The sequence below is a fragment of the Arthrobacter sp. MW3 TE3886 genome (assembly GCF_041262145.1).
GTDB lineage: Bacteria > Actinomycetota > Actinomycetes > Actinomycetales > Micrococcaceae > Arthrobacter.
Genome location: NZ_JBGCAN010000001.1, coordinates 2,689,474 through 2,708,605, shown reverse-complemented (window position 1 = coordinate 2,708,605; position 19,132 = coordinate 2,689,474). Strand labels below are relative to the sequence as shown.

General features: G+C 68.4%; 23 protein-coding genes. 14 read left to right on the top strand and 9 right to left on the bottom strand.

Going from position 1 to position 19,132, the window contains the following annotated elements:
• The first annotated feature begins 19 nt into the window (after nt 1–19).
• From ABH915_RS12315 to ABH915_RS12300, 4 genes are all read left to right on the top strand, one after another.
• Nucleotides 20–379, top strand: coding sequence for a non-heme iron oxygenase ferredoxin subunit (locus tag ABH915_RS12315; RefSeq protein WP_026537380.1), 360 nt, complete (start codon nt 20–22; stop codon nt 377–379).
• 88 nt (nt 380–467) lie between these two features.
• Complete coding sequence (gene sufC / locus ABH915_RS12310) at nt 468–1,265, top strand: Fe-S cluster assembly ATPase SufC (RefSeq protein ID WP_026537381.1); 798 nt, start codon at nt 468–470, stop codon at nt 1,263–1,265.
• A gap of 13 nt (nt 1,266–1,278) precedes the next feature.
• A complete protein-coding gene (locus ABH915_RS12305) occupies nt 1,279–1,611 on the top strand; it encodes a metal-sulfur cluster assembly factor (protein WP_018772973.1) in 333 nt (110 codons plus the stop codon).
• A gap of 209 nt (nt 1,612–1,820) precedes the next feature.
• Entirely contained in the window at nt 1,821–2,417 is a 597-nt protein-coding gene (locus tag ABH915_RS12300; protein ID WP_370121625.1) for a hypothetical protein, read from the top strand.
• A gap of 30 nt (nt 2,418–2,447) precedes the next feature.
• On the opposite strand, the gene ABH915_RS12295 is transcribed toward ABH915_RS12300, so the two are convergent.
• Nucleotides 2,448–3,335 (bottom strand): neutral zinc metallopeptidase, encoded by an 888-nt coding sequence (locus tag ABH915_RS12295; protein ID WP_370121622.1) that lies wholly within the window; start codon nt 3,333–3,335, stop codon nt 2,448–2,450.
• Nucleotides 3,336–3,393: 58 nt separating this feature from the next.
• Here ABH915_RS12295 and ABH915_RS12290 point away from each other — a divergent pair, with 58 nt between their 5' ends.
• The gene (locus ABH915_RS12290) at nt 3,394–4,806 is read left to right on the top strand and encodes a class I adenylate-forming enzyme family protein (protein ID WP_370121619.1); all 1,413 of its coding nucleotides are present in this window, start codon (nt 3,394–3,396) and stop codon (nt 4,804–4,806) included.
• A gap of 103 nt (nt 4,807–4,909) precedes the next feature.
• Complete coding sequence (locus tag ABH915_RS12285) at nt 4,910–6,064, top strand: thiolase family protein (protein WP_370124994.1); 1,155 nt, start codon at nt 4,910–4,912, stop codon at nt 6,062–6,064.
• 461 nt (nt 6,065–6,525) lie between these two features.
• On the opposite strand, the gene ABH915_RS12280 is transcribed toward ABH915_RS12285, so the two are convergent.
• Genes ABH915_RS12280 through ABH915_RS12270 form a run of 3 tightly spaced genes read right to left on the bottom strand, consistent with a single transcriptional unit; the run spans nt 6,526 to nt 8,539 of the window.
• A complete protein-coding gene (locus ABH915_RS12280; RefSeq protein WP_370121616.1) occupies nt 6,526–7,149 on the bottom strand; it encodes an energy-coupling factor transporter transmembrane protein EcfT in 624 nt (207 codons plus the stop codon).
• The gene (locus ABH915_RS12275; protein ID WP_370121613.1) at nt 7,146–7,895 is read right to left on the bottom strand and encodes an energy-coupling factor ABC transporter ATP-binding protein; all 750 of its coding nucleotides are present in this window, start codon (nt 7,893–7,895) and stop codon (nt 7,146–7,148) included. The genes ABH915_RS12280 and ABH915_RS12275 overlap by 4 nt, the downstream gene beginning before the upstream one ends.
• Nucleotides 7,892–8,539 carry a biotin transporter BioY gene (locus tag ABH915_RS12270; protein WP_370121610.1) on the bottom strand — a complete coding sequence of 216 codons (648 nt, stop codon included), beginning with the start codon at nt 8,537–8,539 and terminating at the stop codon, nt 7,892–7,894. Before ABH915_RS12270 ends, ABH915_RS12275 begins: the two co-directional genes overlap by 4 nt.
• Before the next feature lie 314 nt (nt 8,540–8,853).
• Here ABH915_RS12270 and ABH915_RS12265 point away from each other — a divergent pair, with 314 nt between their 5' ends.
• Nucleotides 8,854–10,452: an ABC-F family ATP-binding cassette domain-containing protein gene (locus ABH915_RS12265; RefSeq protein ID WP_026538746.1), complete on the top strand. Its 1,599-nt coding sequence runs from the start codon at nt 8,854–8,856 to the stop codon at nt 10,450–10,452.
• Nucleotides 10,453–10,522: 70 nt separating this feature from the next.
• On the opposite strand, the gene ABH915_RS12260 is transcribed toward ABH915_RS12265, so the two are convergent.
• Genes ABH915_RS12260 through ABH915_RS12245 form a run of 4 tightly spaced genes read right to left on the bottom strand, consistent with a single transcriptional unit; the run spans nt 10,523 to nt 12,624 of the window.
• A complete protein-coding gene (locus tag ABH915_RS12260; protein ID WP_370121607.1) occupies nt 10,523–11,002 on the bottom strand; it encodes a YbaK/EbsC family protein in 480 nt (159 codons plus the stop codon).
• A gap of 3 nt (nt 11,003–11,005) precedes the next feature.
• Nucleotides 11,006–11,884, bottom strand: a complete 879-nt coding sequence (locus tag ABH915_RS12255; protein WP_370121604.1) for an SURF1 family protein — start codon at nt 11,882–11,884, stop codon at nt 11,006–11,008.
• On the bottom strand, nt 11,885–12,178 hold the full coding sequence (locus ABH915_RS12250) for a hypothetical protein (RefSeq protein WP_018772962.1): 294 nt from the start codon (nt 12,176–12,178) through the stop codon (nt 11,885–11,887).
• Complete coding sequence (locus ABH915_RS12245; protein WP_370121601.1) at nt 12,175–12,624, bottom strand: DUF3099 domain-containing protein; 450 nt, start codon at nt 12,622–12,624, stop codon at nt 12,175–12,177. Before ABH915_RS12245 ends, ABH915_RS12250 begins: the two co-directional genes overlap by 4 nt.
• Before the next feature lie 151 nt (nt 12,625–12,775).
• Between ABH915_RS12245 and fabG the strand changes: the two genes are divergently transcribed.
• The 3 genes from fabG to ABH915_RS12230 all read left to right on the top strand — a co-directional run bounded on the left by fabG (nt 12,776) and on the right by ABH915_RS12230 (nt 15,110).
• Entirely contained in the window at nt 12,776–13,501 is a 726-nt protein-coding gene (fabG, locus tag ABH915_RS12240) for a 3-oxoacyl-ACP reductase FabG (protein WP_018772960.1), read from the top strand.
• Between the two features lie 232 nt (nt 13,502–13,733).
• Entirely contained in the window at nt 13,734–14,153 is a 420-nt protein-coding gene (locus tag ABH915_RS12235; protein ID WP_018772959.1) for an Hsp20/alpha crystallin family protein, read from the top strand.
• Between the two features lie 180 nt (nt 14,154–14,333).
• A complete protein-coding gene (locus ABH915_RS12230; RefSeq protein ID WP_018772958.1) occupies nt 14,334–15,110 on the top strand; it encodes an SDR family oxidoreductase in 777 nt (258 codons plus the stop codon).
• Between the two features lie 97 nt (nt 15,111–15,207).
• Here ABH915_RS12230 and serB read toward each other — a convergent pair whose 3' ends face one another.
• Nucleotides 15,208–16,089, bottom strand: coding sequence for a phosphoserine phosphatase SerB (serB, locus tag ABH915_RS12225; RefSeq protein WP_370121596.1), 882 nt, complete (start codon nt 16,087–16,089; stop codon nt 15,208–15,210).
• Between the two features lie 132 nt (nt 16,090–16,221).
• Between serB and ABH915_RS12220 the strand changes: the two genes are divergently transcribed.
• The 4 genes from ABH915_RS12220 to ABH915_RS12205 all read left to right on the top strand — a co-directional run bounded on the left by ABH915_RS12220 (nt 16,222) and on the right by ABH915_RS12205 (nt 19,083).
• The gene (locus ABH915_RS12220; RefSeq protein ID WP_026266341.1) at nt 16,222–17,007 is read left to right on the top strand and encodes an ABC transporter ATP-binding protein; all 786 of its coding nucleotides are present in this window, start codon (nt 16,222–16,224) and stop codon (nt 17,005–17,007) included.
• A gap of 18 nt (nt 17,008–17,025) precedes the next feature.
• Nucleotides 17,026–17,811 (top strand): sulfite exporter TauE/SafE family protein, encoded by a 786-nt coding sequence (locus tag ABH915_RS12215; RefSeq protein ID WP_018772955.1) that lies wholly within the window; start codon nt 17,026–17,028, stop codon nt 17,809–17,811.
• 34 nt (nt 17,812–17,845) lie between these two features.
• The gene (locus ABH915_RS12210) at nt 17,846–18,655 is read left to right on the top strand and encodes a TrmH family RNA methyltransferase (protein WP_370121591.1); all 810 of its coding nucleotides are present in this window, start codon (nt 17,846–17,848) and stop codon (nt 18,653–18,655) included.
• Nucleotides 18,656–18,825: 170 nt separating this feature from the next.
• Complete coding sequence (locus ABH915_RS12205; RefSeq protein ID WP_018772953.1) at nt 18,826–19,083, top strand: type B 50S ribosomal protein L31; 258 nt, start codon at nt 18,826–18,828, stop codon at nt 19,081–19,083.
• Nucleotides 19,084–19,132: the final 49 nt, after the last annotated feature.

Genomic DNA, 19,132 nt, shown 5'->3' with positions numbered 1-19,132 from the left:
GAGAACACGGACTACATCAATGACTGAACAGCCAAAGGGCGAGCTGGTCTGCAACGCCAGCGAGATCCAACTCAAGCAGGCGCTGCGGATCCTGATCGACGACTACCCGGTAGCGATCGTGAAGGACTCGATGGGGGAGATCCACGCCATCGGCGACACCTGCTCGCACGCGGACATCTCCCTCTCCGAAGGGGAGGTCGAAGGCTGCAAGATCGAGTGCTGGGGCCACGGATCCCAGTTCGACCTGCGCAGCGGCGAGCCGCTCCAGCTGCCAGCCTATGATCCTGTTCCCGTGTTTGCCGTGACCGTCGTGGATGACGAGGTCTACGTGGACTTCACCAACGTCCTGAACGGCGCCGAGGCTCCAAACTTCAGCTAGCTGCCTGCAGCCGGCAACCCGCACAAGAAAACTTATCGCCAAGAAAACGCACAGTGCCGAGGGCACGGTGCAGAGGAGAACAAGACACATGTCGACTCTTGAGATCAAGGACCTGCACGTCAGCATTGACACCGAGCAGGGCACCAAGGAAATCCTGAAGGGCGTCAGCCTGACCATCAGGACCGGCGAGACGCACGCCATCATGGGCCCCAACGGTTCCGGCAAGTCCACGCTGGCGTCCACCATCGCCGGGCACCCGCGCTATAACGTCACCTCCGGCACGATCACCCTCGACGGTGAAGACGTCCTCGCCATGAGCGTCGACGAGCGTGCCCGCGCCGGCCTGTTCCTGGCCATGCAGTACCCCGTCGAGGTCCCGGGCGTGAGCATGACCAACTTCCTGCGCACTGCCAAGACCGCGATCGACGGCGAAGCCCCCAAGCTGCGCACGTGGACCAAGGACGTCAAGGCTGCCATGGCGCAGCTGCGCATCGACGCCGACTTCACCCAGCGCAACGTCAACGAAGGCTTCTCCGGCGGCGAGAAGAAGCGCGTCGAGATCCTCCAGCTCGAGCTCTTCAAGCCGAAGTTCGCCATCCTCGACGAGACCGACTCCGGCCTGGACGTCGACGCGCTCAAGGTTGTCTCCGAGGGCGTCAACCGCGCCCACGGCGAAGGCAACATGGGCACCCTGCTCATCACGCACTACACCCGGATCCTGCGCTACATCAAGCCGGACTTCGTGCACGTGTTCGTCGATGGCCAGGTTGTGGAAGAGGGCGGCCCGGAGCTCGCCGACCGCCTCGAAGACGAAGGCTACGACCGCTACGCCACCGGCGCAGGGGCGGCCACCATCGCTGCCGCCTCGGCGGCAGCCCAGGCGTAGTTAGGACTCCGCAATGACCGAACTCAATGTGGCCCGCACGGGCCTCGAGGATGTCGAAGAGGCGCTCAAGGATGTGATCGACCCGGAACTCGGGGTCAACATCGTTGACCTGGGCCTGCTGTACGGTCTGAAGTACTCGGACGACGACGGCGCCCTGCTGATCGACATGACGCTCACCACCGCCGCCTGCCCGCTCACCGACGTGATCGAGGAGCAGGTCGGCAAGGCCCTGGACGGGATCGTCGACGACTGGCGGCTCAACTGGGTGTGGATGCCGCCATGGGGTCCGGAACGGATCACCGAGGACGGCCGCGACCAGATGCGCGCCCTGGGCTTCAACATCTAGATCCGCACACATAGCAGGAGCGCACGGCGGGCCGGCCTGGCCCGGACCGCGTACGACGGCGGCCCCACCTCACTGAGGCGGGGCCGCCGTCGTCATTCCGTTCCGGTGTTCCCGCCGCCGTTCCCATATGGTCCTGGCGGTGGTCTGATAAAGACAACGGGTCCACACGCTTCGGGCCGGGCACGCCGTCGAACAGGAGGCACACGGATATGGATGCCACTCCACCGCCGCGGCCCTCCGGTGCCAGCGGGGACTTCGTGGTTGTCGAGGACAGCGGCGAGTTCTCCTACTACCGTTCCCGGGACGCCCTCCTGGCCGACTTCGAATATGTCGGCGAAGCTCCGTGCATCATTGACCGCGGCGCCACCACGTACCGGCTGGAGCTGGACCAGAACCGCCACCTGCGCCTGGGACCGCCCCTGGGATCCGTGGAGTTCCACTGGCTGCGCCAGGCCCTCGCGGAGGCACGCGAGGTGCATCCCGAGTCTCACCGGCTGCAACGTGTTGATCCCGTCGGGCTCGCCGGGCTCGTGGCCGGCCTGTTCGAAACGCTGCAGCTGGAGCGCGGAACCGACGTCGAGCTGGGGCTTTGGAGCCTGGACATCGACGGTCTGGCGACGCGGCGCAATGCGCTGGCCGACGTCGACCGCCTCCTGGCCGGAAACAACCGGCTGGACACGGTCCTGGTGACCGACCCGTTCGGGCACCAGTACCGCCCGGTGTGGCATCCCAAGCACCGGCACCTGGGCCATGCCGGATTCTTCAGCTACTTCGAGGTCCCTGCCCGGGGCCGGCCCCGGGGGTGAGGCCACGGGATTGGGGCTTGAGCGCTGGGGCTAGGGCGTTGCCACCGCGAACGTGTCGCACTTGTTGATGTCCCCGGTGGTGTACCCCTGGTAGAACCACTTCTGCCGCTGGGCACTTGATCCGTGGGTCCATGCCTCCGGTGAGACGCGGCCCGTGGCGGCCTTCTGGATGCGGTCATCGCCGACGGCCGAGGCCGCCGACAGGGCGTCCTTCACATCTTGGTCAGTGAAGGGTTCGAGGTAGGGCTGGCCGGTCTTGGGATCTGCCTGCGTCGTCGCATAGTGGGCCCACAGCCCTGCGTAGCAGTCGGCCTGGAGCTCAACCCGGACACCTCCGGAACCGGGGCCCTGGGGGTCCTGTTGTGCCCGGTCGAGGTCGCCAAGCAAGTTCTGGACGTGGTGGCCGAATTCGTGGGCCACCACATATTCCTGCGCCAGAGGGCCGCCGGAGGAGCCAAACCGGTCCACGAGTTCCTGGAAGAAGCCTGGATCGAAGTATGCCGTGGTGTCGACGGGGCAGTAGAACGGCCCCACGTCCGAGGTGGCGGCGCCGCAGCCGGTGTTGGTTCCGCCGGTGAAGATCACTGCCTTCGGCCGCGGGTACTTGGTGTTGTACTGGGCCAGATAGGCCGGCCAGAAGGCGTTCAGGCTGTTGACCGTGCCGGTGATCCTGCAGTCGAGGCGGGCGTCGGCGTCGGCGCCGGTCTGGCAGGCGGGGGCAGAGCCCTGGCTCTGCGTCTGGGGGTCCTGGACGGTGCCGGCCAGACCCTCGAGAAGCTGGGGATTGATGCCAAAGAGGGCTGCCAGCAGCAGGATGATGCCGCCGCCGATCCCGCCGCCGATCATCGGGCCGCGGCCCATCCCGCGGCGGTCCTGGACCTGCGACGGATCCAGTGGGGCGTTGTCGTTAAAGCTCATGGAGTCACAATATCCCGCACAGGCCGCGGCCGCGGCCAGCAACGGTAAAGTTGGTTCGATGCCTTTTCTCGACAGACTCCAGCGCTGGGCCGATGACCGTCCCGACGAGACAGCCGTCGTCGTTGCCGGAGATCACCTCAGTTGGTCCGGCCTGCGGGACGCAGCGGCAGCCCTGGTGCCCGCGGCTCCCGCCATCACCGTGCTGTCCGAACAAAATTCAACCCGCTTCGCCGTAGCGTTCGCCGCCGCCGTCGCTGGTGAGCGGCAGTGCGCCGTGCTGGACCCGGCCTGGCCGCAGCAACTCCAGGACGGCATCACCGCCCGCATCGCCGGGACGGAGACGGGGCCGGCGCATGCACTTCCCGGGCTGGGGACCGAGCTGGTTGACGGGCCGCCTGACACCTCGTTCCTGATCGGCCTGACCTCCGGCACCACCTCGGTGCCCAAGGCGTTCACCCGCTCGCGGCGGTCCTGGCAGGAATCGTTCGAGGCCTCCATTGAGTTCTTTGGACTGACGCAGGACGACAAGTCTTTGGCTCCCGGACCGCTCGCGGCAAGCCTGAACCTCTACGCCCTCGCCGAATGCCTGTATGCCGGCGCGGAGTTCCACAGCCTGGACCACTTCGACGTCGGCGCTGCCCACGCGGCCGTCAGCCACGACGGCATCACCCGCCTGGTCCTGGTGCCCACCATGCTCCGGCTGCTCAGCGAGCGGGGCCTGGCCGGCGGGGTCGATGCCTCCGGCATCCGCAGCATCATCTGCGCCGGTTCCAAGCTGGATGCCCGGACGCTGGAGGCGGCCCGGCGCTGGGCCCCCAACGCGACCATTTTCGAGTACTACGGCGCCTCCGAGCTCAGCTTCGTCTCGGGCGCCGGGTTGCGTCCGGGCGAGCCCGTTGAACCGGGCGGGACCGGCATCGGGAAGCCATTTCCCGGCGTCGCTATCCGCATCCTCGACGACGGCGGCGCCGAACTCCCGGACGGCAGCGACGGCAACATCTGCGTCCGCAGCGGCATGGTCAGCAACGGCTACCTGTGGGGTGACGACGGCCAGGCGCTGCGCTGCTTCGACGGCTGGTACACCGTGGGCGACCAGGGCTACCTCTCCGGCGGGACCCTGCACATGCTCGGCCGCCGCTCCGACATGATCATCACCGCCGGCACCAACGTCTACCCGCATGAGGTGGAGATGGCGCTGGCCTCCGTCCCGGGCGTCGCGGCGGCCGTGGCGGCCGGCATGGTTGACGATCTCCGCGGCCAGCGCGTCGTGGCCGGCGTCGTGCCCTCACACGGGGCGGTCACCGCCACCCAGCTGCGGTCCGGGATCGACGATGTGCTGACACGGAACAAGCGGCCCCTGGAGTATTTCGTGCTGACGGAGCTGCCCCTGACGGACCGGGGCAAAATCAGCCGGCAGCTGCTGCTGGACTGGGTAGCCCGGAACGATCCCAGGATCCGGCGTCTTGGCTGAGCCGCGCGCGGGCACAGCGCCTTCTTCCCCCGGGCGGCCACTCCCCGTCACGCCGATCCCCGGGCTGTCCTTCCCCGGGCTGCTGCCGGAGGACAGGCAGCCGGTGATCATCGCCGCGCGCCGGACACCGCTGTGCCGGGCCAACGGGGCCCTGAAGAAGCTCCGCGCCCACGAACTCCTGGCTCCGGTGCTCCGCAGCCTGCTCTCCGGTGCCGGTGCCGGCCCCGCGCCGGGCTCCGTGACCGACGTCGTGATCGGCAACGCCGTGGGCGGCGGCGGAAACGTGGCCCGGCTCGCCGCGCTGGAGGCCGGCCTGCCCGTCACCGTCCCCGGCGTCACCGTGGACCGGCAATGTGGCTCCGGTCTGGACGCGATCGTCCTGGCCTCCCGGCTGGTCGCGGCGGGCGGCGGCGGCCTGTACCTCGCAGGCGGCGTGGAGAGCATCAGCACGGCTCCGCTCCGGGCGCACCGCAACGACGACGGCAGCCCGGGCTTTTACAGCCGTGCCCAGTTTGCCCCGCTGAGCTTCGGCGACCCCGACATGGGCGTGGCGGCCGAGAACGTCGCCGGCCGCTTCGGCATCAGCCGGGAACGCCAGGACGCCTTCGCGCTCCGCAGCCACCACCGTGCCCTCGCTGCCGCGGCTGCCGGGATCTTCGACGGCGAAATCGTGCCGCTCGCCGCCGGCCCCGCTGCGTCCGCGGCAGCCGACGACGGGCCGCGGCCGAGCCTTGGCCCGGCCCTGATGGCCCGGTTCCCGCCCGTTTTTGCCAGTGGCGGCACGGTCACGGCCGGGAACTCCTGCTTCGACGCCGACGGTGCCGCCGCCGTCGTCATCACGTCCCTGGAACGGGCCCGGCAGCTGGGCGCCGCGGACGGTTTGCTGGTCCTGGGAACTGACACCGCCGGGGTGGCGCCGCAACTGCTGGGCATCGGCGCGGCCGCGGCGGCCGAACGGCTCCTGGCGGCACACGGCCTGACGGCCGCGAACGTGGGCCTGGTGGAATTCAACGAGGCCTTCGCCGCCCAGACGCTCGCGTGCTTTGACCAGCTGGGCATCGACCCGGAGCGGGCCAACCTCGACGGCGGCGCCCTGGCCCTCGGCCACGCCTATGGAGCCTCGGGCGCGGTCCTGGTCACCCGGCTGCTGGCCCAGGCCCGCAGGTCCCCGGAGCCGGGGCAGCTTGCCCTGGCGATGATCAGCATCGCAGGCGGCATGGGCACGGCCGCTCTGCTGGGGTACGCGCGCCTCACGTAACCCCCGCCGGGGGACATGCCCAGTCTTCGCCGCTGAGCGTGGACATATGGGTCACATGTCCACCGGCTGCGGCCAACGGAGGGCATGTCCATCTGCCCGGTGCGGACATCCCCTGCCCCGGCACCAGGTAAAGCGACATGCCCATGCAAGCCACCGGAAGGGGACATGCCCAGTCCCTGGCGCGAGGAGTGGACATATCGGCCACATGTCCACTGGCTGCGGCCAACGGAGCGCATGCCCATTTGCCCGGTGCGGACATGCCCTGCCCTGGCACTAGGTAAGCGACATGTCCAGGCCAGGCGCAGGGGAAAGGACATGCCAGTGCCCGGCGCCGGAGGAGGACATGTCCAGTCCTCGGCGCGAGGAGTGGACATATCGGCCACATGTCCACTCGCTGCGGCCAACGGAGGGCATGTCCACGGGGGGAGGACGCGGAACCGGGGTGTGGGTGTGCGAGGTGCCTAGTCCTCCGGCTCGCCCAGTCCACGGGCGGCGAGGGCTTCGCCGGTCTGCCGGGCGAAGGCCACCGTACTGATAAAGACGGGCAACACAAGGGCCCGCGGGTTGCGTTCGAGTCCGCGGGCCCGCGCCGAGTCGCGCACGTCCGTGTAGGCCTGGGCAACGAACGGGATACTGCGGAGCATGATGGCGATGGTCAGGGCGAAGCGTTCCGGGTCCGCACCGAAGCGCCGGAACGGCCGGGCCAGCGAGGCCACGCCGTCGAGGAGTGCCTGCACAGGGGTGGTGGCGGTCAGGATTGAGGCCGCGACCACGCAGACCAGGACGTTCAGCACGATCCGGACGGCGGTCGGTGCACCCAGCTGCCACCACTGGAAGAGCCCGATCGCCACGAGAACCGGAAGGACCGGACGCACCGCGCGAAACAGCCGGGCAGGGCCGGCCCCGCTCAGCAGGAACAGTCCGCAGAGCAGCACCAGCATGGCGGCCGACACGGCCCAGTCTGCGATCAGGAACGACGTCATTCCGCACCCAACGACCAGCAGGAATTTCAGCCACAGCGGCGCCCGGTGGACCAGGGACGTGCCCGGCACATACGCCGCCAGCAGGAAGCCGTGGCCGCTCACGCCTGCTCCAGCCGGCCGCCCGCAGGTCCGCCGGACGAGGGCAAACCCGCCGCGCTCAGGGCGCGGTAATGCGCGACGGCGGCCGCCGGTTCGCCGTCGAACACCACCTGCCCGGCGTCCACCACCAGGACTCGGTCCATGTCCCGGGCCAGGTCAAGGTCGTGGGTGGACAGGATCACCTGCTGGCGGAGCCCGGCGAGGGTGCGCCGAAGGAGTTCGCGGTTGCGCAGGTCCAGCAGCGTGGACGGCTCGTCCAGGACCAGCACCTCCGGCTCGACGGCCAGGACCGCGGCCAGCGCCAGGAGCTGACGTTCGCCGCCGGAGAGCTCGTAGATGCTCTGGTCCGCCAGCGGCAGGAGGCCGAACCGTTCCAGCACCGACTCCGCGTGGACCCGGCGCTCAGTGGCGTTCCGGATGGAGCGGCGCAGGGACAGTTCCACATCCTCGCGTCCGGTGGGCATGACGAGCTGGGAGAGCGGATCGGTGAAGACAAAGCCCACCCGGCGGCGGACCTCCCGGACGGCCCGGACGGTATCGGCGCCGTCGATTCTCACGGTGCCGCTGCTGGGTGCCACGAGCCCGTTCAGGAGCCGCAGGAGGGTGGACTTGCCCGAGCCGTTGGCCCCGATAACCCCGATCCGCCGTTCCGTGAGGTCGAGCGAGAGCTCCTGGAGCAGCGTCTTGGGGGCGGGGCGGCCGTCGACCGGCACCCGCACCGAAACCCGGTCCAGGACGATGATGCTCACGGGCGGGGTTCAACCGTCCGGACGCGGCGCAGCAGCAGGTCCGGGAAGGCCTTGTGCAGGGCCAAGGCGATGCTGACGGCCAGGATGTTCTTGATGATGTCGCCGGGGTAGAACACGAGATCGGCCAGGAAGGCTTTGGAGAAGTCCAGCTTGGCGTTGACCATCATGCCCAGGATGCCCAGGCCGTGGATGAAGATGATGCTGCTCAGCATGGCGGCGGCGAACAGGAGGATGGCGCGCAGCCTGCCGGTGCGGTTGGCGGTGCGTTTGAGGACGACGACGGTCAGCCAGCCGACGGCCGTGGCGGCCAGCAGGAACCCGATGATGTAGCCGGCGGAGGGGCCGGCGAGCACGCCCAGGCCGCTGCGGCCGCCGCTGAAGATCGGCAGGCCCGCGAAGCCAAGAAGCAGGTAAAGGCCGACGGCGGCGAAGGCCCGGCCCGGGCCGAGGGCCAGCCCCGTGAGCATGACGGCGAGGGTCTGCAGCGTGATGGGGACGCCGAGCCCGCCGACGGGGATGGCGGCGATCAGGGCAGAAGCGGCCACAAGGGCGGCGAAGACGGCGATGAGGCCAAGGTCGGTGGCATTCCAGCGGCCCCGGCGGCGCGGGGTCCTGGCTGTGGCGGGACGGTCGGTTTGCGTCATGATGTTCCTGTCGGGGTGCTGCGGCGGAATATGGTCTGTGATATTGACTGTACGGTCGCGGCGGGGACGGTTTTTTGTAGACGCCCCACTAACCGGCGGCCCGGAAGCTGGAGGGCGCCGCCAATGAACACCGCCAGCGGGCCGGACCAGCATTGCGCCGGCGGCTGGCCACTGCCAAAGGTGCCCATGTCATGGAGCCGGGGCAGTGCCGGTAGACTTGGGGAGGCCGTGCTCTCGCACCGCCCTGCCCCGGCCCCGCCCAGACTCCACCCGTTGTGCCGCGGCATTCCCTGTTGTGAAAGGCCTTAGCTGCATTGATTACCGTCCAGGATCTCGAACTGCGCGCCGGCGCCCGCCTCCTCATGGACCAGGTGAGCTTCCGGATCGACAAGGGAGACAAGATCGGTCTGGTCGGCCGTAACGGTGCAGGCAAGACAACGCTGACCCGGGTGCTCGCGGGCGAGGGCCTGCCCGCCGCCGGCAAGGTAACCCGCAGCGGCGAAATCGGCTACCTGCCGCAGGATCCGCGCACTCCGGACATGGAGCAGCTCGCTCGGGACCGGATCCTGTCCGTCCGCGGCCTGGACATTGCCGTGGGCAAGCTCCGTGTGGCGCACGAAGAGATGGCCAGCGAGGACCCCGCGGTCCAGCGCAAGGCGATGAACCGCTATGACCGGCTGGAATCCGAGTTCCTGGCCGCCGGCGGCTATGCCGCGGAAGCCGAGGCGGCAGCGATCTGCTCGAACCTCGCCCTGCCGGACCGGCTGCTGAACCAGCCGCTCAAGACCTTGTCCGGTGGACAGCGGCGCCGTGTGGAGCTGGCGCGCATCCTCTACTCGGATGCCGAAACCATGCTCCTCGATGAGCCCACCAACCACCTCGACGCCGATTCCATCTCCTGGCTCCGCGAGTTCCTCAAGAACCACCAGGGCGGGCTGATCGTCATCAGCCACGACACCGAGCTGCTTGAAGCGACCGTCAACAAGGTCTTCCTCCTCGATCCCAACCGCGCCCAGATCGACTTCTACAACATGGACTGGAAGCGCTACCTCACGCAGCGTGAAACGGACGAGCGCGCCCGCAAGCGTGAGCGGGCCAACGCGGAGAAGAAGGCCCAGGTCCTCATCGACCAGGCCAACAAAATGCGCGCCAAGGCCACCAAGGCCGTCGCCGCCCAGAACATGGCCAAGCGTGCCGAACGCCTCCTTGGCGGCCTCGAAGCCGTGCGCGCGACCGACCGCGTGGCAGCGCTGCGCTTCCCGGATCCGTCACCTTGCGGCAAGACCCCGCTCACCGCGGACGGCCTCAGCAAGTCTTACGGCTCGCTGGAGATCTTCACCGACGTCGACCTTGCCATCGACCGCGGTTCCAAGGTGGTCATCCTGGGCCTCAACGGCGCCGGCAAAACCACGCTGCTGCGGATGCTGGCCGGCGTCGACAAGCCGGACACCGGCGAAGTCGTTGCGGGCCACGGCCTGAAGGTGGGCTACTACGCGCAGGAGCACGAGACGCTCGACGTGGACCGCACCGTCCTGCAGAACATGCGCTCCTCGGCCCCGGACATGAACGACGCGGAAGTCCGCAACATCCTGGGCTCGTTCCTGTTCTCCGGCGACGACGTCGACAAGCCCGCCGGTGTGCTCTCCGGCGGCGAGAAGACCCGGCTGGCGCTGGCCACCATCGTGGCCTCGAGCGCGAACGTGCTGCTCCTCGATGAGCCCACCAACAACCTCGACCCCGCCAGCCGCGCGGAAATCCTCGGGGCCCTGAGCAACTACACCGGCGCCGTCGTCCTTGTGAGCCACGATGAGGGCGCCGTCGAGGCGCTCAACCCGGAGCGCGTTGTCCTGCTTCCCGACGGCATCGAGGACCACTGGAACGAAGACTACCTGGACCTCATCACGCTGGCGTAAGCCGCCTGGCTGACTCGCAGCAAAGGCCGTCGTGAGCGCTCACGACGGCCTTTGCTGCGAGTGAATCGGGTCAGCGGACCGGCATCTCTTCCGCGCCCGTGATCCGGTGCAGGTCCTCGTAGCTGATGGAGAACATCGAGTTGTGGTCCCCTGCCCCTGCCCAGAGCACGCGGTGGGCCGACAGCGACTCGTCCAGCAGGGTCCGGATCTTCTCCGGGTGGCCTACCGGGGCGACCCCGCCCACCTCCTGGCCGGTGTGCGCCAGGACGAACTCGGGGGAGGCCCGGCGGATCTTGCCGGCGCCCAGCCGGTCGGCGACCTTGCGGACGTCCACCTTGGCCGCGCCGCTGGCCAGGATGAGCAGCGGGGTGCCCTCGAGGTCGAACACCAGGCTGTTGGTGATCGCCGCGACGTCGCAGCCCAGCGCGGCGGCCGCCGCTGCCGCCGTCGGGACTTTTGAATCGAACACTGTGACGGTGTCTTGGGCGCCGAGGGCGGTGAGGGCACGCTTGACGTTTGCCACCGGTCGGGGATAGGCCTCAGGGCTCATCGTTCAGAACCCCTGGGCATCGAGGATGGCGTCTTCCTCTTCTTCCGCTGTCGCGTTCTTGCGCTTGCGCGGAGCCGGGCGGCGCCGCACGGCCGGGCCGCTGGAGTGCAGGAATCCGCCGGCCGCAGCCTCGGCTTCGGCGTCCTCCGCGTCGATCGCGGCGTTGCGGGCCTGCTGCCTGGCCGCGTAGCCGAACCCGACGAACATCAGCACGCCGAACGCGAACCACTGCAGTGAGTAGGACAGGTGGGTGCCTTCATCGGTGGTCGGCTTGGGGAACGGGAACGGCATGTCCTGCACCGACGGCGACTCTGACGCCAGCTGTCCGTAGGCGCCCGTCAGCAGCGGATAGCCCAGCTGCGCGGAATAGGCGGCGAGGTCAATCGAGGCCAGCTGGCCGTCAGGGGCGCCGCGCTGCAGCTCGGGCTCGGCCGGCTTGAGGCGGGCGACCACCGTCACCGGACCCTGCGGCGGGGCCGGCACTGAGTCGGGCCGTCCCGGCGTGTTGTTGCCGATGGGCAGCCAGCCGCGGTCGATCACCAAGGTTTCGCCGGTCTGGAGCTTGAAGGGAACCACCACCTCGTAGCCGGGCTGGCCGTTGAGCGGCCGGTTGCGGACGATGCGCTGGCCGGCGGCGTCGTAGCTGCCCTTCAGTTCCACCTGGGTCCACTCGCGCTCCGGGTCCAGCCGGCTGAATTCGTCCCGGACCGCGGCGAACGGCACAGGGGTGGCCGAGTAGTTCGAGACCACCCGGTTGATTTCGGCCAGGGTCTCGGCGCGGCGGTCCATCTGCCACCGGCCCAGCCCAACGCAGCCGGCAGCGAAGACCGCGGCCAGCAACAAGTACCCCAGCCATTTACTGGAGAAGAGAAAGCGGTACATTCAGCCGATCCTGCCTGACGGGTCGAGCGGGGCGGTCGCTCCGGGGAGGGGGACGGTCTCTGCGCCGAGGACCACAGTCTCTTTCCACAGTCCGCGCGTCTGGAGGTAGTCCTCAAGCCAGGCGCGGTGCTCCCCGCACGCCAGCCAGATCTTGCGCCGCTCCGGGGTGTGGATCTTCGGATTGTTCCACAGCAGCTGCCATTCGGCCGCCGCGCGGCAGGCTTTCCGCGAGCAGACGGTGCCGGGGGCCGCGGCGGTGTCGCCACCGGTCCCGGCCAGGTCAAAGAGGTTCATGAAGCTGCCCGTCCATGGTCGTCGTCGTTCTCATCTTCGATCAGCTCACCTTGCAGCAGCGTCCCCGCCCCGTCTGCGCGGTCATCGATATCCTGCCCGGCCGGGTCTGCGGTCTCCGGGGCGTCCAGCTCTGCGAGCGGAGCGTAGTCCAGGAGTGAGTCGCTGTGGATTTCCGCCTTGTCGCTGCCGTTGGCGATCACCACGGCCACCCAGGGCAGGAAGACTGCGCCGGCAATCGGCAGGAGCTTGAACCAGCCATCCACGACAAAAATCAGGATCAGGCAGACCATGCGGATGCCCATGGCGACGGCGTACTTGACCATCCGCTGGTGCATCTCGTCCGAGTGGGCAGCAGCGGCGTCGGTGATGCTGTGCACCTCGGTACCGCCGGACTCGGAGTCCGGCCTCCCGGGTACATGCGCACCGGGTCGGTTTTTGAGTGTCACGGCTGTCAGATCACGCTCCCAAGGCTTACTTCGATTCTCTCACCATCGGCGGAGCCGCCCAAACGGAAGCGAACCGGGCGCTAAGATCGGAGGCAGGAAAAATCCAGCCCCCAGCGCGGCCCTCCCTGCCGCAGAATCCCGGAGCCCCCATATGACTGACACATCCACCACCGGCCGCAGCGTTCTGATCACCGGCGGAAACCGCGGGATCGGCCTGGCCATCGCCGAGTCCTTCCTGGCCAACGGCGACAAAGTGGCCGTGACCTTCCGCAGCGAATCGTCGCTGCCCGAGGGCATCCTCGGCGTCAAGGCCGACGTCACGGACGAAGCTTCGGTTGACGCTGCGTTCGCGGAAGTTGAAGCCGCGCACGGCCCGGTGGAAGTACTCGTGGCCAACGCCGGCATCACCAAGGACACGCTCCTGATGCGCATGAGCGAAGACGACTTCACCTCGGTGATCGACACGAACCTCACGGGCGCCTTCCGGGTCATCAAGCGCGCATCCAAGGGCATGATCCGGGCGCGCAAGGGCCGTGTGGTGCTGATTTCCTCCGTCTCCGGCCTGTACGGCGCGCCGGGCCAGATCAACTACTCTGCCTCGAAGGCAGGCCTGGTGGGCATCGCCCGGTCGCTCACCCGCGAGCTCGGCGGACGCGGGATCACCGCGAATGTGGTCGCGCCCGGCTTCATCAACACCGACATGACGGCCGAGCTGCCCGAGGCCACACAGAAGGACTACCTGACGAAGGTTCCCGCCGGCCGCTTCGCCGAGGCCTCCGAGGTCGCCAACGTCGTGCGCTGGATCGCCAGCGACGAGGCGTCCTACATTTCCGGCGCGGTCATTCCGGTCGATGGCGGCCTCGGAATGGGCCACTAGCCCGGACCACGCCGGAGCCCTCCTGACATAGCGGATAGAACACAACGGACGACGGCGGCTTCCGCCGTCGTCCGTTGTGTTCTGTCCGCCGCAACCGCAGCCGCCGGCGACAAGGGACCCGCAGTTTTCCGCGCCGGGCCTTATTGCCCTTGGCTCCGGGGCTTCGGGAGCGTGTAATGGGCTCACAGCCCCTGACCATGCCGCGGCAGGGGCGTGGACGCAGGAGGAAATCATGAGTGATCTCAGCAAATGGACGCCCTCGGACATGCTGGAACCGGTCCGCCGCTTCCTTGACGGTGATCTGTCCATAGCGCCAGGGATCAAGATCGAACAGTTCCAGGAGGGCACCACCCTGGTGGTGCGGGCGGAAGTGCCGGGCATCGACCCGGACCGGGACGTCGACGTCTCGGTCGGCGAGGGCGTGCTCAATATTGCGGTGGAGCGGCGGGAGTCGTCCGAGCACAAGAGCAAGGACGGTTACCGCTCGGAGTTCCGCTACGGCCGGGCCGCCCGGAGCATTGCGCTGCCCGCGGGGGTGAGGGAGGAAGACATCACCGCCACGTACAAGGACGGCGTCCTGGAAGTCCGCGCACCGGCACCCAAGGTTGTGACCGGCGAAGCGACGACGAAGATCCGGATCGACCGCGGCTGACCGGTCGCCGGCACGTTCCCGCCATGGCTCCTAACGGCCGCGGCGCCTTTCCGGCACGGCACGGCGGAACTACACTGCCGGGGCTTCTTTGTGGATGCTGAACAACTGTAATGGCGTGATCCGCTGGCATGATGGATTGCAGACCCACAGTATTTGGACGTTTGGAACAAAGGAGCTCGTATGGGACTGCTGGAGAACAAGACAGCGATCGTGACCGGATCGTCGCGCGGAATCGGCGCCGAAGTGGCCAAAATCCTCGCCGCCGAGGGTGCGGCCGTCGTCGTCAACTACCGCCAGAAGGCGCCGCGCGCCAACAAGGTTGTCGCCGAGATCGAAGCCGACGGCGGCCGTGCTGCGGCCGTCGGGGCGGACCTGACCACCCAGGAAGGCGTCCAGGCCTTGGCCAGCGCCGCGATGGAGAACTTCGGCTCGCTCGACCTCCTGGTCCTCAACGCCTCCGGCGGCATGGAGACCGGCATGGAAGAGGGCTACGCCCTGAAGCTGAACCGCGACGCCCAGGTGAACATGCTCAACGCCGCCGTCGCGCTCATGCCTGAAGGCTCGCGCGTGGTCTTCGTGACCAGCCACCAGGCCCACTTCATCGACACGGTGCCCACCATGCCCGAGTATGAGCCCGTGGCCCGCAGCAAGCGGGCCGGGGAGGACGCACTCCGCGCCCTCGTCCCGAGCCTGGCGGACAAGGGGATCACCCTCGTGGTGGTCTCCGGCGACATGATCGAGGGCACCGTCACGGCCACCCTGCTTGACCGGTCCAACCCCGGCGCCATCGAGGCCCGCCGTGCAGAAGCCGGCAAGCTGTACTCGGTCAAGGAGTTTGCCGCGGAGGTCGCCAAGATGGCCTCGGCCGACGTCGAAACCGGCCATACCGAATACGTCGGCGGTGCGGATTATTTCGGTAAGACCGCAGAGCAGGCAGCGGACACGAGCTCCAGCTAGGGACAGGCCGCCAAGCGCCGGAATGGCGCGTCGAGAAGGCACGTCCCGGCAATGTTTTTACTGAACATTGCCGGGACGTGCCTTCTCGGTTAATGCATCAGACTCCCGCGATGTACCGCACGGCGTCGAGATAGGGAAGGTTGACGGCGGCGTCCGCGGCAGCCCGGACGGCCGGCTTCGCGTTGAAGGCGATGCCGATCCCTGCCGCGCCCAGCATGTCGAGGTCATTGGCGCCGTCGCCCACGGCGATGGTGTGTTCCATCGGGATGCCCTCGGCCGCGGCCCATTCGCGCAGGTACTTCTCCTTGGCCGCCCGGTCGATCACGTCGCCGAGCACCCTGCCGGTCAGTGCGCCGTCGACGATTTCGAGTTCGTTGGCGATCCAGTAGTGCAGACCCAGGTCTTCGGCGATCGGCCGGAGGATCTGGTTGAAACCGCCGGACACGACGGCCACGGCATGGCCGGCGGCCTGGAACGCCGCCACCAGCTCGGAGGCGCCCTCGGTCAGCCTGACCTCGGAGCGGACCGACTCGACGACGTCCGCGGGCAGCCCTGCGAGGACCGCCACCCGGGCGTGCAGGCTCTGGGCGAAGTCCAGCTCCCCGCGCATGGCCGCCTCGGTCACCGCCGTCACCTCCTCGCGCTTGCCGGCGTAGGCGGCCAGGAGCTCGATTACCTCCTGCTGGATGAGGGTGGAGTCCACGTCCATGATGAGGAACTTCCGCGGCGCGCTGCGCAATGCTGCCGGTACCAGCGCCGTGTCGACGCCCTCGATGCCAGCGGCCGCCAAATCGCGGCGTGCACCGTCCAGTTCGGCCTCCAGCGCGCAGTCCGCCGCATACACCTCGAAGCGGGCGTCGCCGGTGCGGGTTTCCGCCCCGACGCCCAACCCGGCGGCCGTCAGGAGCGAACGCAGCCGCTGGATGTCGGGAAGGGACAGTTTCAGGCCGTAGCTCACAGCGGTCACGTTCGAACTCATGGCCTCAATCCTAGCGAGCGGGCGGCGGGCGGCCCGAATTCGTTGCGCCCCGGCAGGCGCCGCGTGACGCTCCACGGCAGGGCGCGGCGCCGGTTATCAGTCGTCCGCTTTTTTGTCCTAGTGTCTACTCCTATGAGTGATGTTCTTGAAATGGCCGGGGTCAGTGTTGTACGCGGGGCAAAGACGCTCCTGGACAAGGTCGACTGGCAGGTCAAGGAGGGCGAACGCTGGGTGATCCTGGGCCCCAACGGCGCCGGCAAGACCACACTCCTCCAGCTGGCCGCGGCCCGCATCCACCCGACGTCCGGAATGGCGGGCATCCTCGAGGAAGTCCTCGGCGCCGTCGACGTCTTCGAGCTCCGCCCCCGGATCGGCCTGTCCTCCGCTGCGCTGGCCAGCCAGATCCCCGAGCACGAGAAGGTCCTCAACGTGGTGGTCACCGCCGCGTACGGCGTGACCGGCCGCTGGCGCGAGGGCTACGAGAAGGACGACGAGCGGCGCGCCTTCGGGCTGCTGAACGAGTGGGGGATGGGCCCGCTGCTCAACCGCCCCTTCGCCTCGCTTTCCGAAGGGGAGCGCAAGCGCGTCCAGATTGCCCGCGCCCTCATGACCGATCCCGAGCTCCTGCTCCTGGACGAGCCGGCCGCGGGGCTCGACCTCGGCGGCCGCGAGGACCTGGTCCAGCGCCTGAGCGAACTCGCCCGCGACGACGCCGCCCCGGCGATCGTCCTGGTCACCCACCACCTCGAAGAAGTGCCGCCGGGCTTCACACACGCGATGCTCATGCGCGACGGCGGAGTGGTGGCCTCCGGCCCGCTGCCGGAGGTCCTCACGGCGGAAAACCTGAGTGAAACGTTTGGCCTGCCGCTGGACGTCAGCGTCAACGCGGGCCGGTACACCGCGACCGCCAGCCGCTGACGGGGCCGCTGACCGCGCGTGGAGCTCCTCAATAGCGCCCTCATATTCTTCGCCGGGCTGTGGGCGGGCACCATCAACAGCGTCGTCGGATCCGGCACCCTGGTCACGTTCCCGGTGCTGATCGCCCTCGGCTACGCCCCGGTCACGGCCTCCATCAGCAATGCCATGGGGCTCGTGGCCGGCAACGCCACCGGCGCCTGGGGCTACCGGAAGGAACTCGAAGGCCGGGGCAAGCAGCTGCTCCGGCTCCTGCCGGCCTCGCTGCTGGGTGCCGTCACCGGGGCCTACCTGCTCCTGCACCTGCCCGAGAAGGTCTTCTACTACGCCGCCCCCGTCCTGATCGTGCTGGCCCTGCTGATGGTGGTGTTCCAGCCGCGGCTGCAGCGGTGGGTGAGGAACCGCGAGGAGAACCCCGAACACGCGATCAGGGACCGCCGCCACAGTGTCCTGCTGGTGGTGCTGGTGTACCTCGCCGGCGTCTATGGCGGCTACTTCGTCGCGGCCCAGGGCATCCTGCTGGTCGGCATCCTGGGCGTGTTCATGACCGGGACCATCCAGAACGCCAACGCGATGAAGAACTTCCTGGTCCTGGGCGTGAACGTGGTGGCCGCCGCCTCCTACCTCCTGTTCGCCTTCGACCGGATCGACTGGGGCGTGGTCGGGCTGATCGCCGTCAGCTCCCTGATCGGCGGCGTGATTGGCTCCAAGGTGGGGCGCCGGCTCTCCCCCGCGGTCCTGCGCGGGGTCATCTTCACCCTGGGCCTGGTGGCACTGGGATTCATGATCGCCAACCTGTTCAAATAGCCCCTTCCAACAGACTCCCAGGAATGACCTGCCCGTGACCTTTCACTTTCTCGAATCCGCCGACGACCCGCGGGTCGCGGACTACACGCAGCTCACCGACGTGCACCTGCGCAAAGTCCGGGAACCCGCCGAGGGCCTGTACATCGCCGAGTCCTCCCGCGTCCTGCGCCGGGCCCTGGCCGCCGGGCACCGGCCGCGGTCCTTCTTCCTGGCCGAGAAGTGGGCCGGGGACCTCGCCGATGTCTTTGAGCAGTTCCCGGACGTCCCGGCCTACATTGGCTCCGCGGCGCTGCTGGAGGAAATCACCGGCTTCCACCTGCACCGCGGCGCCATGGCCGCCATGCACCGGCCCGCCCCGGTGCCGCTGGCGGACCTCCTCGCCGGAGCGCGACGGGTTGCGGTGCTGGAGGACATCGTGGACCACACAAACGTCGGGGCCATTTTCCGTTCGGCCGCGGCCCTGGGCGTGGACGCCGTCCTGGTCTCGCCGCGCTGCGGGGATCCGCTCTACCGCCGCAGCGTGCGCGTCAGCATGGGCACGGTCTTCCAGGTGCCGTGGGCCCGGCTGGAGGACTGGGCGGAAGGCCTGGCCGTCCTGCAGCAGCAGGGCTTCACCGTCGCGGCCATGGAGCTGACGGATGACGCGGTGGACCTCGACGTGCTCGCGGCCAGCCGCCCGGAGCGGCTGGCCCTGGTGCTGGGCACGGAAGGCGCGGGCATGAGCGAAGGAACCCTTGCCGCCGTCGACCTCGCCGTGAAGATCCCGATGCGCCCGGGCGTCGATTCGCTCAACGTCGCCGCGGCGTCGGCGGTGGCGTTCTGGGAGCTCCGTCCGAAGGACTGAGGCGACCTGGATCGTGCGGCGGCCGCGCCGCGCTGACGTGCGCCAACGGTGTTCGTCAGCGGTCCGGGGATCGGCTATGATTGATAGCTGGCCGTCCGGTGCTTTCCGCCGGCCATCCCATTCATACCTGGCAACTGGCAAAATCCAGTTGTGCGAACAAAGGTCCAATTATGAAGTCTAATACTCACCCGAAGTACGAAGCTGTTGTTTTCAACGACCTGGCTTCCGGCGTCAAGTTCCTGACCAAGTCCACCGTGTCTTCTTCGAAGACCATCGAGTGGGAAGACGGCAACACCTACCCGGTCATCGACGTCGAAATCTCCTCCGAGTCCCACCCGTTCTACACGGGCAAGCAGCGCATCATGGACTCCGCAGGCCGCGTCGAGCGCTTCAACGCTCGCTTCAAGGGCTTCGGCGGCAAGAAGTAACCTTCTTCCTCCTGGTCTTATGGAAAGCCCGCACCGGCAACGGTGCGGG